This is a genomic window from uncultured Thalassolituus sp., assembly GCF_950066645.1.
Lineage (GTDB): Bacteria > Pseudomonadota > Gammaproteobacteria > Pseudomonadales > Oceanobacteraceae > Thalassolituus.
In genome coordinates, this window is sequence record NZ_CATMFB010000024.1 from 16,891 (window position 1) to 32,557 (window position 15,667).

The following is a 15,667-nucleotide window of genomic DNA, read 5'->3' on the forward strand; positions in this document are numbered from 1 at the left end:
GCTGTCACGGGATTTACTGTTACATGCGCTTCTGGCTGGCTTTGCTTTTTTTGGGGATGTTTCCGGCGTCGGTGCTGGCGTCTTCCTTTGTTGTAGAAGATATCCGACTTGAAGGTCTGCAGCGTGTGTCTGCGGGTACTGTATTTGAAGCCTTTCCGGTGACGGCTGGCGATGAGGTTGACGATGAGCGTCTGGCAGAAGCGACACGCCGACTGTTCCGTGAAGGCCTGTTTGACGACATTTCTCTTTACCGCGATGGTGGCGTCCTAATTATTCAGCTGGTCGAGCTGCCGACCATTACCAGTATAGAAATTGATGGCAACAAAGCGATTCAGACAGAAGCACTGCTGGATGGCCTGAAACAAAGTGGTCTTGCGGAAGGGCTGGTACTCAAACGTGCGACACTGGAACGCATCTCTCTTGAACTTGAGCGTCAGTATGTGGCTCAGGGCCGCTATGATGCGTCCATCGAAACGGAAGTGACACCGCTGCCCCGCAACCGGGTGTCACTGAAAATTGATGTCGACGAAGGCAATATCGCTTCCATTGCCCATATCAACATCGTCGGCAACGAAGTCTTCACCGACGAAGAGCTGCTGGGGCCTCTCAGCCTGCAGGCAACGAATTTCTGGTCCTGGTATTCCAGCGATAACAAATACAGCCGCGAAAAACTCGCTGGCGATCTTGAGACTCTGCGCTCCTACTACCTGGATCGTGGTTATATACGCTTCAACATTGAATCTACCCAAGTTTCTGTTTCGCCGGATAAGAAAGGCGTATACATCACAGTGAATGTCACGGAAGGGGAAGTTTACAGTATCCGCGATATGAAACTGGCGGGTGACCTGGTGGTTGATGAGGACGATCTGACGCGCCTTTACCTTCTGAAAGAAGGCGATACCTTTTCCCGTCGCCGAGTGACGCTCAGCAGTGACCTGATGACCAAACGCCTGGGCAATGAGGGATATACCTTCGCAAAAGTGAATGGCATTCCGAAAATTGACGACGAAGCCCGTCTGGTGGACATGACCTTTTACGTAGAACCGGGCAAGCGTACTTATGTGCGCAGCATTCAGTTCAGTGGCAACGACGGCACCAAAGACGAAGTACTGCGCCGCGAAATGATTCAGATGGAAGGCGGCTGGGCGTCAACCGATAAGATTGAATCCGGCAAGAACCGCCTCAATCAGCTCGGCTTTTTCAAAAGCGTCAATGTCGAAACACCGCCAGTTCCCGGGACTGACGACATGATCGATGTGAAATACAACGTTGAAGAGCAGCTCAGTGGCAGTCTGAACTTTAACGTCGGTTACGCTGCGGGCTCAGGGATGATTCTGGGCGCGAGCGTCAGCCAGAATAACTTCATGGGCAGCGGTAACCGTATGTCTCTTGGGGTGCAGAAAACAGATACTCTGCAGTCTTACAATTTCTCGTATCTTAATCCGTACTACACCATTGATGGCGTGAGCCGTGGCTTTAACCTCTTTTATCGGGAAACGGATTACGAAAGTCTGAGCACAGTGAGCGATTATCAGACAAATACGTATGGCGGCAACGTGACCTTCGGATATCCGATTTCACGTCAGCAGCGACTGTCGTTCTCCATCGGCTATTCCAACACTGAGATGTTTACCGGGGTCACGGTGCCTGCGGAAATCATCGATTTCATCGAGAATGAAGGTGATGTATTCGACGAGTATTCTCTGGGGCTGAACTGGCGCTATAGTGACCTTAACCGGGGGCTGTTCCCGACGGCGGGTATGGAGCAGAAAGTCAGTGGTGATATCGCAATTCCAGGCAGTGACCTGACGTACTACAAATTATCCTACACAGCGAACTATTACTTCCCGATCCGCAACGAATGGACGTTCCGCATCCGTACAGACCTTGGCTATGGCGACGGCTACGGAGACCTTGACCGCCTGCCGTTCTTCAAGAATTTCCGCTCAGGCGGTATGGGATCCGTACGTGGTTACCAGAGCAACAGCCTCGGGCCAAAGGGACTGCCTGAATACGTTGTCGTGGATGTTGCTGAATCCGACAGCAATGGAGATTTCGTCTACGAAACCGATATCTTTGGTCGTCCTGTCGTTGACGATGCAGCGCCTTCCATTGTGTATATTGAAGACGCAGACGGCGGTACTCAGGCGATCAGTAATACAGCAGAATATTCGCCGGTCTATAAAACAGACAGCTCAGGTTCTGTCGTGACAGGGCCTTACTTCCTTGAGTCTGAACGCTCACTGGGCGGTAACATGCTGATGGAAGGCAGTCTGGAACTTATTTTCCCGACGCCATTTATTGAAGATCGCAGTTCTGTGCGCAGCGTCGTATTCCTCGACGCGGGTAATACTTTTACAAACGAATGCTATGTACCATCAGACATTGATATCCCGACTCTGACGACTCATCCTTTCTGTGATGAGGGAATCGACCCGGATGAAATCCGTCTGAGTACCGGCCTTGGCCTGACCTGGATCACCGCGATCGGGCCACTGACATTTACCTACTCTTTCCCGCTTAACGAGAAAGATGGTGACAAGACCGAAGGCTTTGAGTTTACTCTCGGTCAGGTCTTCTGACGATAAATACAACACGAGGAGAATGGAATGCGTTGGTTAATTGCTTTGGTCGCTGCAGCGGCAATGAATGTGGCAGTGGCAGCAGATACAAAAGTAGCAGTGGTCGATATGGAGCGCGCGCTGTTTCTTTCTGATGCTGCAAAAGCAGCAGTACAGGAATTCAAGAAAGCCAATCAGGCGGAACTGGACAAGCTGAACAGCCTGCAGGAATCCCTGATGGCGGCGAAAACCCGTCTCGATAAAGAAGGTGACATTATGAGCGAAGAAGAGCGCCGTAAAATCACCAACGATATGGAGCAGAAAACTCAGGAATATCAGTTCTACGGCCGCAAACTGCAGCAGCTGGAAGAAGGCTGGAAGCGTGAGCTGTTCAACAAACAGCTGCCTTCTATGGAAGAGACTCTGAAAGAGATTATCGACGAAGGTAAGTACGACGTCGTACTGAACGCTCAGGCCGCGATCTTCTCCTCTCCAAAAGCTGATATCACTAAGCTCCTGATTGAGCGCCTGAACAAGAAAAAGTAATCAGGACATCACATGCAGATCAGTCTTACTGACCTGGCCAGTCACCTCGGAGCTGAGCTCCGGGGGGATGGCAGCGCCACTATCACCGGCCTGGCAACTCTGAAAGATGCCACCGCCGGTGAAGTTGCATTTCTGGCCAACGAAAGTTATCGCAGTCAGCTGAGCGAAACCTCAGCCGGTGCCGTTATTGTCCGCCCTGAACACGCAGATGAGGTGGCTTCTGCTGCGCTTATTACGGCGAACCCTTATCTGGCTTTTGCCCGGGCCACTCAGCTGTTTGATAATCGCCCCAGAGTGAATACCGGAATTCATCCCACTGCCGTGGTGGCGGATTCGGCGACGCTGGGAGCAGGTTGTCGGGTGGGTGCTCACGCGGTGATCGGTGAACAGGTGATTCTCGGCGACGATTGTGAGATTGGCGCCGGGACCGTGATTGGCGATCATTCAGTACTGGGGCGTCAGTGTCACCTGAATGCTAACGTCACTGTCTATCACGATGTGGTGATGGGCGACCGTGTACGGGTTCACTCAGGTACCGTGATTGGTGCGGATGGTTTTGGTTTTGCACCCGATCAGGGGCGCTGGGAAAAAATCTGCCAGCTCGGTGGTGTGCGCATTGGTAACGACGTAGAGATTGGTGCGAACAGCTGCGTCGACCGTGGAGCCCTTGGCGACACTGTGATAGGCGATAACGTCATTCTGGATAACCAGGTTCAGGTGGCGCACAACGTTGTGCTTGGCGAAGGAACAGCCATGGCTGCGCAGGCAGGTGTGGCGGGCAGTTCTGTGCTTGGTAAACATTGTACGCTTGCAGGTAATGCCGGTGTGGCAGGGCATCTTGAGCTTTGCGACGGGGTGTTCGTCGGCCCTAAATCCGTGATCAGCAAATCAATTGATACACCGGGAGGCTACGCCACCGGTACTGCGCAGATGCCATTGAATGAATGGCGTAAGGCGGCAACCCGCTTCCGTCAGCTGGACAGCATGGCGCGCAGAATACAACAACTAGAGAAACGTACGAAGGACTGAGGTCATGTCCATAAAAACCATAGCTGACATTCAGGATGTGATGCCTCATCGCTACCCGTTTCTGATGTTAGACAGGATTGTTGCGGTGGATACCGAGGCAGAGAGTGGGGCAACTATCCACGCTCTGAAGAACGTGACCATTAATGAAAATTTCTTCAACGGACACTTTCCCGGTCACCCGGTGATGCCCGGCGTGATGACGCTGGAAGCCCTTGCGCAGGCAGCGGGCTATCTCGGAATGATGGTGAAAGGTGAAGATCGCGACCGTAGTGTGATTTTTTATTTTGCCGGCAGTGAGCGGGTGCGTTTCAAGCGTCCTGTGGTGCCGGGAGATCAGCTGAACCTCCGTGCGACGCTTGTGAGCTGTCGACGTGGGATCTGGAAATTTGAGAGCCAGGCTGAGGTGGATGGTGAGATTGTATGTTGCGCAGATATCATCTGTGCAGAGAAGAGGCTTGAATTGCCATGATTGATTCACGAGCAATTATTGATCCGGCTGCGAAGATTGCAGACGGAGTAGAGATCGGTCCATTTTCAATTATCGGACCGGATGTAGAAATTGGCGAAGGTACGGTTGTTGGCCCTCACGTAATTATTCGTGGACCAACCAAAATTGGTAAAAACAACCGCATTTTCCAGTTTTCCAGCATCGGCGAAGAGTGCCAGGACAAAAAATACAACGGCGAGCCAACCACGCTGGTGATTGGTGATAACAATGTGATCCGCGAAGCCTGTACGTTTCATCGCGGCACAGTTCAGGACCAGGGCACGACCATCGTCGGCAGCAATAACCTGTTCATGGTGAATGTGCATGTTGCTCACGATGCGATCATTGGTGACAACTGTATTCTGGCGAACGACACCAACGTCGCCGGCCACGTAAAAGTGGGAGACTGGGCGATTCTCGGCGGTTCTACACAAGTGCACCAGTTCTGTACGATTGGCGCGCATTCCATGTGTGGCGCTGGTTCAGTCGTACTGAAAGATATTCCCGCCTATGTGATGGCTCAGGGGTACCCGGTGACACCGCATGGCATCAACAGTGAAGGTCTGCGTCGTCGTGGCTTCAGTGCGGAAAGCATTTCCCTGATCAAGAAAGCGTACAAAACGATTTATCGCAAAGGTCTGACGCTTGCGGAAGCCATGGCCGAGCTTGAGCCGGTTGCGCAGGAAGATGCCGGTGTCGCTGCACTGGTAGAAAGTATCCAGGCAGCATCACGTGGCATCATCCGATAATATGCGGATAGCGCTGGTAGCGGGCGAAACGTCCGGAGACATGATAGGCGCGGGGCTGATCCGCTCACTGAAAGCCAGATATCCGCAGGCGGAGTTCGAGGGGATCGGTGGGCCGCTGATGCAGGCCGAAGGCATGACCAGTTTCGTGCCTATGGAGCGTTTGTCCGTGATGGGGCTGGTCGAGGTGCTTGGGCGACTGTTTGAGTTGCTCAAGGTTCGCAAAGACCTCATCCGCCGCTGGATTGCTAATCCCCCGGATGTCTTTATCGGTATTGATGCGCCTGATTTTAATCTCGGCCTGGAGCTGAAGCTGCGTCAGGCGGGCATTAAGACCGCCCATTACGTCAGTCCTTCTGTCTGGGCATGGCGTCAGAAACGTGTATTGAAAATTGAAAAAGCGGTCGATCTGATGATGACGCTGTTTCCGTTCGAAGCACGATTCTATGAAAATCATAAGGTGCCAGTGCGTTTCGTTGGTCACCACCTTGCCGATAAAATCCCATTTGAGACGGCAAAAGAGCCGGCGCGGGATATTCTTGAGCTGGATAAAACGGCCCCGACCGTCTGCCTGATGCCAGGTAGCCGCAGTGGTGAAGTCTCGCGTTTGTGTCAGGTGTTTCTGGATACCGCCAGCGCGATGCTGAAGGTGCGTCCTGAGCTTAAATTTATCATTCCCGCTGCCAGTGTTGATCGTCGTGATCAGATAGAGCAGATCGTCACGGAATACCCGGAAGTCCTTCCGGTAAAGATTATCCTGGGGCAATCGCAGACCTGTATGGCAGCGTCAGATGCCATACTTCTCGCGTCAGGCACAGCCACGCTTGAAGCCATGTTGATGAAGCGGCCGATGGTGGTCAGCTATATCGTAGCCCCTCTGACACACTGGATTCTGAGCCGTCTTATCACGCAGGAATTCGTGTCTCTTCCCAACCTGTTAGCCGGTAGAGAAGTCGTTCCTGAACTGATTCAGCATGATGCGACGGTTGAAAACCTGTCGGCTGCCTTGCTTGCCCGACTGGAAGACAATGATACCGTGCATCAGCTTCAGGAGACCTTTCAGTTTATTCATCGTCAGCTGAAAAGAAACGCCGATTCCGAAGCCGCACAGGCCGTGGCCGACCTGTTGGATGATCGCTTGTGAGTGTCGAAACCGTGATTGAGCAGTCACTGATTGATCAGCAGCTGCTCTATTGTGGCGTCGACGAAGCGGGGGCAGGCCCTCTGTGTGGGGATGTCTATGCGGCAGCGGTCATTCTCGATCCTGAGCAGCCCATTCCTGAACTGACAGACTCCAAAAAACTCTCCGAAAAAAAGCGTGAGCGCCTGTTCGACGAAATTCGTGAACGTGCCCTCGACTACTGTATCGCCAGCGCCACTGTTGAAGAAATTGACAGCATTAATATTCTCAATGCGCGGATGCTCGCGATGTCCCGTGCCGTCGCAGGGCTGACGCTGCCATGTGACCATGCTCTGATTGATGGTAACCGCCTCCCTGAACTGACTATCCCAGCAGATGCGATTATCAAAGGGGATGCGCTTGTAGCGGCCATCTCTGCTGCCTCCGTACTTGCCAAAGTACAGCGCGACCGGGAAATGATTCAGATGGATGAAAAATACCCGGGTTATGGTTTTGCCAAACACAAAGGCTACGGGACCAAGGCACACCTTGAAGCACTGCAGGCGCTGGGCCCATGCCCGATACACCGGCGCACGTATGCACCGGTGAAGGCGTTACTCAAAGAAGAGTAAGCTTCTGCAGGGTCAGTATCCTCGTCTAGACTGACAAGATACATAATAGACCTGATACCTGTGGGGACTTCTGATGTTCGCCCTGTTAGATGCTTTTCTTGCTTCGCCGCGTCCTGCCGAACCAAACAGGCTACTGAAAGGCCGGGTTCTTGTTGGCACTGCCTTTTGCGCCATCGTTGCCATGATATCCATTATCGCAATGCAGTCTGCGCTCGGTGTTGAAGGCTTTTTGATCGAACACCTGTATTTTCTTTCGATGTCCTTTGGATGTCTTGCGATTGTCCGGTTTACTTCTCAGATAGAGAAGGCCTGCAGCCTGATGCTGTTTTCGATCCTGACGTATTTCACCTGGGGGTGTTACCTGTCTGGAGGGATCTCCAGTTATCTCGTACCGGGACTGTTGGTGTTTCCACTGACAAGTGCCATGCTCGCCAGCCACCGCCAGGGTGGGGTCTGGACTGCCATTGGGTTCGGCGTCCTCGTTTTCTTCGGCGTTGTTCAGCCTGAGAATACCTTAAACATCGATGAGAGCTCACAGCACATCCTCGATACCCTGGGTTTTCTGCTAGGGGCCGGTGCTATTGGGGTGTTGGCTCTTATTTATGAATCGTCTAAAAATACGGGTTTCTCACTCTTACGGGAACGACGGGAAGAGGCTGAAAAACTTGCCAACCGGATCAGTGAACTGCTGATTTCGATTAATCAGTCACTGAATGTCATACGCTCGGACAGTAACGATATCTCGTTTCACTCCCAGAGCACTGCGGCTGGTATGAAAGAGCAGTCTGAACACGCTAACAGCGTTGCTGAGGGAATGGCTGAGTTGCGCCAGAGGACCATCAGGAACTATGAAGATGCAAAGCGTGTTGCTGACTCTGCGTCCGGGGCCGGAGAACAAGCCTCTGTCAGCGCTAATATCATGAGTGTGACAAATGCGAACATGCAGAAAGTCTCAGCTACCGTCACGCTCGCCGCGAAGCAGATTCAGGAGCTGACACAACGCAGTGACGAAATCACCAGTATTGTTGGTGTGATTCAGGCGGTTGCGGAGCAGACCAACCTGTTAGCGTTGAACGCGGCGATTGAAGCTGCGCGCGCTGGTGAGCACGGTCGGGGGTTTGCAGTTGTGGCTGATGAAGTACGTCAGCTGGCAGAGCGTACCCATCGTTCGTCCGGTGAGATCAGCACTCAGATCGGTAACATACTTGATGTCACTCAGCAGGCGATGGCCTCGATGGAGGAGGTGACAGAGCTTGTCACGACAGGGCTGGAGAATTCTGAAAAAGCGGATGCAGCGATGCAGGCATTACGCTCGAATTCCAATGAAGTCTCTGAATTTCTTGGTGAGCTATCGCAATCGAGTAAGCAACAGAATGAAATGAACGAGGCGATGACCGACCAGTTTGATCTGATTCGGCAAGCAATTGAAAAAGCGCATCAGGCGACCTCTGATATCGCGGGAACGATTCAGAGCCTCGAACGTGAGATTTCGACACTCTCTGATCTGGCAGGCTCGTTTGCGTCGGAGGAAACCCAATTATTCTGACGATGTCACTGTCATGACGTTCGCATCGAATAGGTCCGCTCGTGCAGCAGGTCTCGCACTTCCTCTTCACTCAGAGCCGCAAGCTCGCTGGCTTCAATCCGGTCTCCGATGCCGAGGCGGATTTCGCTCTTCTGCTTTTTCAGAAATTCTGCAGGAATACGCAACGTGCGCAGCATTGGGTGCAGCTTACCAAGCAGGTGGAAGCTCAGGCTGTTCTCGCCGTCAAAATAGACAGGCACAACAGGAACATCTGCCCGTTTAATCAAACGCATACTCGATAGTGACCACTCACGATCACGGACGCCTTTCTGCCCAGGATACCAGGTGGATACTTCGCCCGCCGGGAACAAGCCAAGCCCAAGTCCTTTATTCAGTTGCTCGAGTGACTTCTGTGTACCGCCCATGCCTTTGGGACCGCTGTTCTCAAAGGGGTTTACCGTAATAAACAGGTCGGAGATGGGTTCAAAGTACGCCAGCAGAAAGTTGGCAACGGCACGGAACTCCGGCCGTATCCGCCCGATAATCAGCAGCAGAATAATTCCGTCGAGAAAGCCGAACGGGTGATTGGATACGGTAATGAAAGGGCCTTCCGCAGGAATTGACTCAATCAGTTTTTCTTTGTCGTAGACGAGATCCATTTCCAGTGCACGGAGTGCATCTTCGATCATGTCGATGCCTTCTTTGTGCTCAAGACCTTCCCAGATCCGGGTCAGAACGGGTCCCTTGAGCAGCGAAAGAATGAAATCTGTTTTTCTGGCAGACAGGCCTGTGGCTTTCATCAGGCCTTCACGATCAATCAATTGCATGAATCTGCATCCTCAGAACAATGGGCGGTATAATATCAGCCGGCCCCGGTGGGGCAAGTTACGATAAATGCGATGTGAGGTTATGTAATGTCTGGCAAGACCGATGTTCTGATAATAGGGGCGGGAGCTGCTGGTCTGTTCTGTGCTGCGCTTGCCGGTCAGAGAGGGCGCCGTGTCGTCGTGCTGGATCATGCAAATAAGCCAGGAAAGAAAATTCTCATGTCTGGCGGTGGTCGCTGTAATTTCACTAATTACTATATCGAGCCCGAACGTTACCTCAGCCACAACCCACATTTCTGCAAAAGCGCCCTGAGTCGTTATACCCAATGGGACTTTATCGAACTGGTGACTAAGCACGGTATTCCGTTTCACGAGAAAAAAGATGGTCAGCTGTTCTGTGACAATAAAGCCTCCGACATTCTGAATATGCTCCTCACTGAGTGTGAGCAGGGTGGAGTCGACATCCGGATGAATACTCAAATTGAAGCGGTCAGTCATAACGGAGCTGAATTCAGTGTGACGACTCAGACCGGAAAGTGGAACGCTGAGAGCCTGGTGATTGCTACCGGAGGGCCTTCAATCCCGACGTTAGGTGCCAGTGGTTTTGGGTACGAGATAGCCCGTCAGTTTGAGCATGAGGTCTATGCCCCACGCGCAGGCCTGGTGCCATTCACCATCACGGATGACAACAAAGCGCTGTGTTCGGCGTTGTCGGGCACCGCGCTGCCTGTGACGGTGGGCTGTAACGGGAAGTTCTTCAGTGACGACATGCTTTTCACTCATCGGGGGCTGAGCGGGCCCGCCATGCTGCAGATATCGTCCTATTGGCGCGAAGGCGATTTTATCGACATCGACCTGCTTCCATCGGTCGATGTGGCGCAACATCTGCAGGCGCAGAGAACTGAGCGGCCGAAGGTGCATATACAGACCTGGCTGGCCGAGTTGACGACGCAGAAGTTCGCAGAGCAATGGCTGGCCGCCCTGAATATAGAGAATCGTGCTCTGGCAGAGTTCGGTGGCGAAAAGGCAGAACGGTTGATTCATTCTTTACAGCATTGGCTGGTACGCCCCGCAGGCACAGAAGGCTACCGGACTGCTGAAGTGGCGTTAGGGGGCGTGAACACGGATGAGCTGTCTTCTCGCACTATGGCGTCGAAAAAAGTCCCCGGGCTGTATTTCATTGGTGAGGTCGTGGATGTCACAGGACATCTGGGCGGGTTTAACTTCCAGTGGGCCTGGGCCAGCGCCGCAGCTGCCGCAGAGGCTATCTGACAGGAAAAATTTCAGGCTGACAATCCGGACTGCCTGAAGACACTCCATATTCCTCCTCGTTCTATAACTCAACAGTAATTCAGGCATCTCAGAATACTTCGTGCTCCTGTGATGTCTGATTGACGTTATTTTGATTGCTTCGCGTCGGAAATGTGACAGTCAGTCTGTGAGGAGTGATTCTTCATAATCCGGCCCTGTTGGAAAACAAAGGTCTGGCCCATCGAAGGCGTTCAGCTTGTCTAGACTGAGGATAAGTAGGTCCAACGGAGCGCCTGAATGTCGTTTTCTTCCTCAGTCAAAGTTACCACAACACCGGATAATGCCCCGGTGGTGTTACTGGTCGACGATGAAGAAGAGATCCTGCGGGCTCTCACTATGCTGCTCACTCCCCTCAATGCCCGCATTCTCACCGCAGAATCCGCCGAGAGTGGTCTTCACCTATTAGAATCAGCCATCCCGGTGGTTGTGATTTCTGATATGCGTATGTCGGGGATGGACGGTGCCGATTTTCTGGGTGAGGTCGCGCGCCGGATGCCAGACACGACACGGCTGCTGATCACTGGCCAGGTGGACACAGACACCACATTGAAGGCGATCAATACCGGACAGGTTCATCGCTTTATTCCTAAGCCCTGGAACGACGCAGAGTTGAAAAAGCTGGTGGCGGATGCCGTAAAAGGGCACATGCTGGAGCTGCGTAACCAGAAACTTCAGGGGGAGCTCAAACAACGCAATGACGAGCTGGCTGAGTTAAATGCGACGCTTGAGAAGCGTGTCTCTGATCGTACCGAAGAATTGCGTCTCCACGCCCGTCTGATTGAGCATGCCTTCAGTGACCTGCAGAAAAGCTACGGGCATGTACTGCGCCTGGCAACGTCTCTGGCGGTGTTAAGAGACCCGAAGGGAAGTACCACGGCTGGCTTGCGGGCTGAAATGGCGGCTTCGCTGGCTGAGGCTGCGGGTTTGGGCGAGCAGGACATCCGCAGTGTCAGAGATGCTGCCATGCTGGCAGATCTGGGGACTATTGGTCTGCCCGATGAGCTGCTAACGAAACCCTTCACGGACTTTGACGGCGAAGACCTGAGGCTGTTCTCGCAATCGCCTGTGCTGGCCGAGGCGGCCCTGATGGGTGTCCCCGGGATGCAGCAGGCCGCCGTGATGCTCCGCCATCAGTTTGAGCGCTTCGACGGGTCCGGTTACCCGGATAACCTTACGTCAGAAAACATTCCGGTTGGGTCACGTATTATTTCTCTCGTTCGTGACTACACTGATTTTATCCGGGGGCGTTTCAATGGTGTTGAGATGACCCCCGCAGCTGCGCGCGCCGAACTGCTGAACCAGGCCAGCCGATATGACGCCAGGCTTCTGGCTGTGTTCTGCGAACAGTGTGGGGCATTCGTCACGGCGCCTTTAGTGGCCGACGAGAAAAGGCTGAATGCTGCTGATCTTGAACCTGGAATGGTTCTGGCGGACGACCTGTTCAGTGAGCGGGGTATGATCCTGCTGACCAAAGGTCACACATTGACAGATGAGCTGATCGGTAAGCTCCGGAGTCTGCAGAGCTGTACTGGGCGGGAGCTTGATATCCGCGTGCGCCGCGATCAGTCCGAACTGGAATCTACAGGGGCATGACATGAAAGGTGTAGTGTTCGATATTCTCAGAGACATGGTCGAAGAACAGTTTGGCCTCGAGGGCTGGAACGCGCTTCTTGAGAAAGCCGGGTCCGATGGTCTCTATCTGTCTTCCGAAAGCTACCCTGATGCCGAGATGACAAAGCTGGTGGTGGTTGCTTGTGAATTTACCGGTATGGAGCAGGAGGCACTACTTCGTCACTTCGGTAAATACATGGTCAAACAGTTCTACGATCGCTTCCCTTCTTTTTTTGATAACTGCACTGGGCTGCTCGAATTCCTCGCGTCGGTTGATCGCATTGTGCATGTCGAAGTCCTGAAGTTGTATCCGGATGCCAATCTGCCGCGCTTTAACTACGATCAGCGTCCTGGGTCGATTCTGATGGAGTACCACTCCAAACGAAGAATGTGCTGGTTGGCTGAGGGCCTGATTCTGGGCTCTGCAGAGCATTTTAAGGAACCGATCCGGATTACCCACGATGTCTGTATGCACAAGGGTGATGAGTCTTGCCATATTCAGGTTGATTTAGTGGAGTCAGATGATGGCTGACGATTACAAAGACGCCTATCTGAGAGAGAAAGAGCTGCGCAAGCTGGCCGAGCAGAAGCTGGAAGATAAGTCTCGTGAATTGTACGAGTCATTCGAGGCGCTGAAAGCGGCCAACAGCAGCATGCAGGAAAACCAGAAGGCGATGGTTCACAACGAAAAAATGGCGTCTCTGGGGGTGTTGTCTGCAGGGGTCGCGCACGAGATTAATAACCCCATTGGCTTTATTTACAGTAACTTCTGCACGATGGCGGAAGGGATGTCAGATATCAATACCTTCGTCTTTACGATGGATCAGCTGGTAAACAGTGGAGCTGACGCAGAGACGATCCGTAACGCCTGGCGCGAAGGACTGACCCGTCACGATGTCGAGTATCTGTTGATGGACTTCGAAAGCCTGACCTCAGAAACCATTGAGGGGCTCGAACGGGTGAAGCAGATCGTCGCCGATCTCAAATCCTTCACCCGGGAAGACAGCGGTGATATGGACATGGTTGACGTTAACGAGTGTGTCCGTGGTGCGGTCAACATCCTCAGTAACCAGACCAAGTATCACGCCCAGGTCATCGTTGATTACGCCGACGATCTGCCTAAGGTCCGGGGCTACTTTGGCAAGCTGAACCAGGTATTCACCAACATGATCGCCAACGCGAATCAGGCGGTCAGCGAGAATGGCGAAATACACATCACCACCCGGATGAAGGATGAGCGTGTCGAGATTTCTTTCCGGGACAACGGATGTGGCATCAGCGAGACCAATATGAAGCTTCTGTTCACCCCCTTCTTTACCACTAAACCGGTGGGGCAGGGGACGGGACTTGGGCTATCCATTTCCCATGGGTTCATTGAAGAGCACAATGGCGAAATCCGCGTCGAGAGTGAGATCGGCGTAGGAACCACCTTCCTGATATACCTGCCAGCAGCGGACCAGGATCAGTGATCCTGACCGCTCTCTTCTGGCATTCATACAAAAAATAGTACACATAGATACTATTGATTTTAATTATGAGTGCCAAAGCACTAACATTCGCATGTCCTAAGTATCAGGCCAGCCCCGGTTAGTCTGAATAACTTTTACTACCCACTCTTTGAAGGATTGACTCATGTCGACTTACCAAGAAGATATCAAAGCGCTTGAAGGCGTTATCGGTGGCAACGAATTCTGGGGTGCTATCAGCCCAGAGTCTGCGGCACGTATGCGTCAGCAGAACAAATTCAAAACTGGTCTGGATATCGCTCGTTACACTGCCAAAATCATGCGTGAAGACATGGCAGAGTTCGACAAAGACAAAACCAAGTACACTCAGTCTCTGGGCTGCTGGCACGGTTTTGTAGGTCAGCAGAAGCTGATCTCTATCAAGAAGCACTTTGGTACTACTAAGCGTCGTTACCTGTACCTGTCTGGTTGGATGGTAGCTGCTCTGCGTTCTGACTTCGGTCCTCTGCCTGACCAGTCTATGCACGAGAAAACTGCTGTAGCTTCTCTGGTTAACGAACTGTACACCTTCCTGCGTCAGGCTGATGCACGTGAACTGGGTGGTCTGTTCCGCGCTCTGGACGCAGCTCGTGAAGCTGGCGATTCTGCAAAAGAAGCAGAAATCCTGAACCAGATCGACAACTACGAAACTCACATCGTACCTATCATTGCTGACATTGACGCTGGTTTCGGTAACGCTGAAGCGACTTACCTGATGGCTAAGCAGATGATCGAAGCTGGTGCTTGCTGCCTGCAGATCGAAAACCAGGTTGCTGACGAGAAGCAGTGTGGTCACCAGGACGGTAAAGTAACCGTACCTCACAACGACTTCCACGCTAAGCTGCGCGCTCTGCGTTACGCTTTCCTGGAGCTGGGCGTTGACGACGGTGTTATCGTTGCACGTACTGACTCTGAAGGCGCTGGCCTGACTAAAGAAATCGCAGTGGTTAAAGAGCCAGGCGATCAGGGTGACGTTTACAACTCTTACCTGGACGTTGAAGAAATCGACGTAGCTGACATGGCTGAAGGTGACGTTGTATTCAACCGTGGCGGCAAGCTGGTTCGTCCTAAGCGTCTGCCTTCTGGTCTGTACCAGTTCCGTCAGGGCACTGGCCACGAGCGTTGCGTATTCGACTGTATCGAAGCTATCAACGCTGGTGCTGACCTGCTGTGGATCGAAACTGCAGTACCTACAGTTCACGAAATCAAAGGCATGATGGACGAAGTACGTAAAGTACACCCAGATGCGAAACTGGTTTACAACAACTCTCCATCATTCAACTGGACTCTGAACTTCCGTCAGCAGACCTATGATGCATGGGCAGCCGAAGGTAAAGACGTTTCTGCATACGATCGTGCAAACCTGATGTCTGCTGAATACGACAACTCTGAGCTGTCTGCAGCTGCTGACGAGCGTGTTAAGACTTTCCAGGCTGACACTTCTCGCGAAGCGAACGTATTCCACCACCTGATCACTCTGCCTACTTACCACACGACTGCACTGTCTGTGGACAACCTGGCTAAAGAGTACTTCGGTGAGCAGGGCATGCTGGGCTACGTTGCTGGCGTACAGCGTAAAGAGATCCGTCAAGGCATCGCTTGCGTTAAGCACCAGAACATGGCTGGCTCTGACATGGGCGACGACCACAAAGAATACTTTGCTGGTGAGAACGCTCTGAAAGCCGGTGGTGCTAAGAACACTTCTAACCAGTTCTCTTAAGATCTGATTAGTTGTTCTTAAAGAAGCGGCCTACGGGCCGCTTTTTT

The 15,667-nt window shown here is 52.6% G+C and carries 14 protein-coding genes; 13 read left to right on the plus strand and 1 reads right to left on the minus strand.

Annotated features, from left to right (window positions below):
- Positions 1–23: 23 nt before the first annotated feature.
- From bamA to Q1L85_RS16070, 8 genes are all read left to right on the plus strand, one after another.
- Positions 24–2,582: an outer membrane protein assembly factor BamA gene (gene bamA / locus Q1L85_RS16035; RefSeq protein WP_300427013.1), complete on the plus strand. Its 2,559-nt coding sequence runs from the start codon at positions 24–26 to the stop codon at positions 2,580–2,582.
- A gap of 27 nt (positions 2,583–2,609) precedes the next feature.
- Positions 2,610–3,107 (plus strand): OmpH family outer membrane protein, encoded by a 498-nt coding sequence (locus Q1L85_RS16040; RefSeq protein ID WP_300427011.1) that lies wholly within the window; start codon positions 2,610–2,612, stop codon positions 3,105–3,107.
- Positions 3,108–3,119: 12 nt separating this feature from the next.
- A complete protein-coding gene (gene lpxD / locus Q1L85_RS16045) occupies positions 3,120–4,136 on the plus strand; it encodes a UDP-3-O-(3-hydroxymyristoyl)glucosamine N-acyltransferase (protein ID WP_300427009.1) in 1,017 nt (338 codons plus the stop codon).
- Between the two features lie 10 nt (positions 4,137–4,146).
- Positions 4,147–4,605, plus strand: coding sequence for a 3-hydroxyacyl-ACP dehydratase FabZ (gene fabZ, locus Q1L85_RS16050; RefSeq protein WP_300427021.1), 459 nt, complete (start codon positions 4,147–4,149; stop codon positions 4,603–4,605).
- Positions 4,602–5,372, plus strand: coding sequence for an acyl-ACP--UDP-N-acetylglucosamine O-acyltransferase (gene lpxA, locus Q1L85_RS16055; protein WP_373915219.1), 771 nt, complete (start codon positions 4,602–4,604; stop codon positions 5,370–5,372). Before fabZ ends, lpxA begins: the two co-directional genes overlap by 4 nt.
- Position 5,373: 1 nt before the next feature.
- Complete coding sequence (lpxB, locus tag Q1L85_RS16060; RefSeq protein ID WP_300427019.1) at positions 5,374–6,513, plus strand: lipid-A-disaccharide synthase; 1,140 nt, start codon at positions 5,374–5,376, stop codon at positions 6,511–6,513.
- A complete protein-coding gene (gene rnhB, locus Q1L85_RS16065; protein WP_300427007.1) occupies positions 6,510–7,121 on the plus strand; it encodes a ribonuclease HII in 612 nt (203 codons plus the stop codon). The genes lpxB and rnhB overlap by 4 nt, the downstream gene beginning before the upstream one ends.
- 73 nt (positions 7,122–7,194) lie before the next feature.
- Positions 7,195–8,667, plus strand: a complete 1,473-nt coding sequence (locus Q1L85_RS16070) for a methyl-accepting chemotaxis protein (RefSeq protein ID WP_300433590.1) — start codon at positions 7,195–7,197, stop codon at positions 8,665–8,667.
- Between the two features lie 11 nt (positions 8,668–8,678).
- Here the strand turns inward: Q1L85_RS16070 and Q1L85_RS16075 are convergent, their stop codons facing one another.
- Entirely contained in the window at positions 8,679–9,473 is a 795-nt protein-coding gene (locus tag Q1L85_RS16075; RefSeq protein ID WP_300427002.1) for a 1-acyl-sn-glycerol-3-phosphate acyltransferase, read from the minus strand.
- A gap of 87 nt (positions 9,474–9,560) precedes the next feature.
- Here Q1L85_RS16075 and Q1L85_RS16080 point away from each other — a divergent pair, with 87 nt between their 5' ends.
- The 5 genes from Q1L85_RS16080 (at position 9,561) to Q1L85_RS16100 (ending at position 15,620) form a co-directional block, all read left to right on the plus strand.
- On the plus strand, positions 9,561–10,745 hold the full coding sequence (locus Q1L85_RS16080; protein WP_300427000.1) for an NAD(P)/FAD-dependent oxidoreductase: 1,185 nt from the start codon (positions 9,561–9,563) through the stop codon (positions 10,743–10,745).
- A 276-nt stretch (positions 10,746–11,021) separates the two neighbouring features.
- Complete coding sequence (locus Q1L85_RS16085) at positions 11,022–12,377, plus strand: HD domain-containing phosphohydrolase (protein ID WP_300426999.1); 1,356 nt, start codon at positions 11,022–11,024, stop codon at positions 12,375–12,377.
- A gap of 1 nt (position 12,378) precedes the next feature.
- A complete protein-coding gene (locus Q1L85_RS16090; RefSeq protein ID WP_300426998.1) occupies positions 12,379–12,927 on the plus strand; it encodes a heme NO-binding domain-containing protein in 549 nt (182 codons plus the stop codon).
- The gene (locus Q1L85_RS16095) at positions 12,920–13,864 is read left to right on the plus strand and encodes a sensor histidine kinase (protein ID WP_300433591.1); all 945 of its coding nucleotides are present in this window, start codon (positions 12,920–12,922) and stop codon (positions 13,862–13,864) included. Before Q1L85_RS16090 ends, Q1L85_RS16095 begins: the two co-directional genes overlap by 8 nt.
- A gap of 163 nt (positions 13,865–14,027) precedes the next feature.
- The gene (locus Q1L85_RS16100) at positions 14,028–15,620 is read left to right on the plus strand and encodes an isocitrate lyase (RefSeq protein ID WP_300433592.1); all 1,593 of its coding nucleotides are present in this window, start codon (positions 14,028–14,030) and stop codon (positions 15,618–15,620) included.
- The last annotated feature ends 47 nt before the right edge of the window (positions 15,621–15,667 follow it).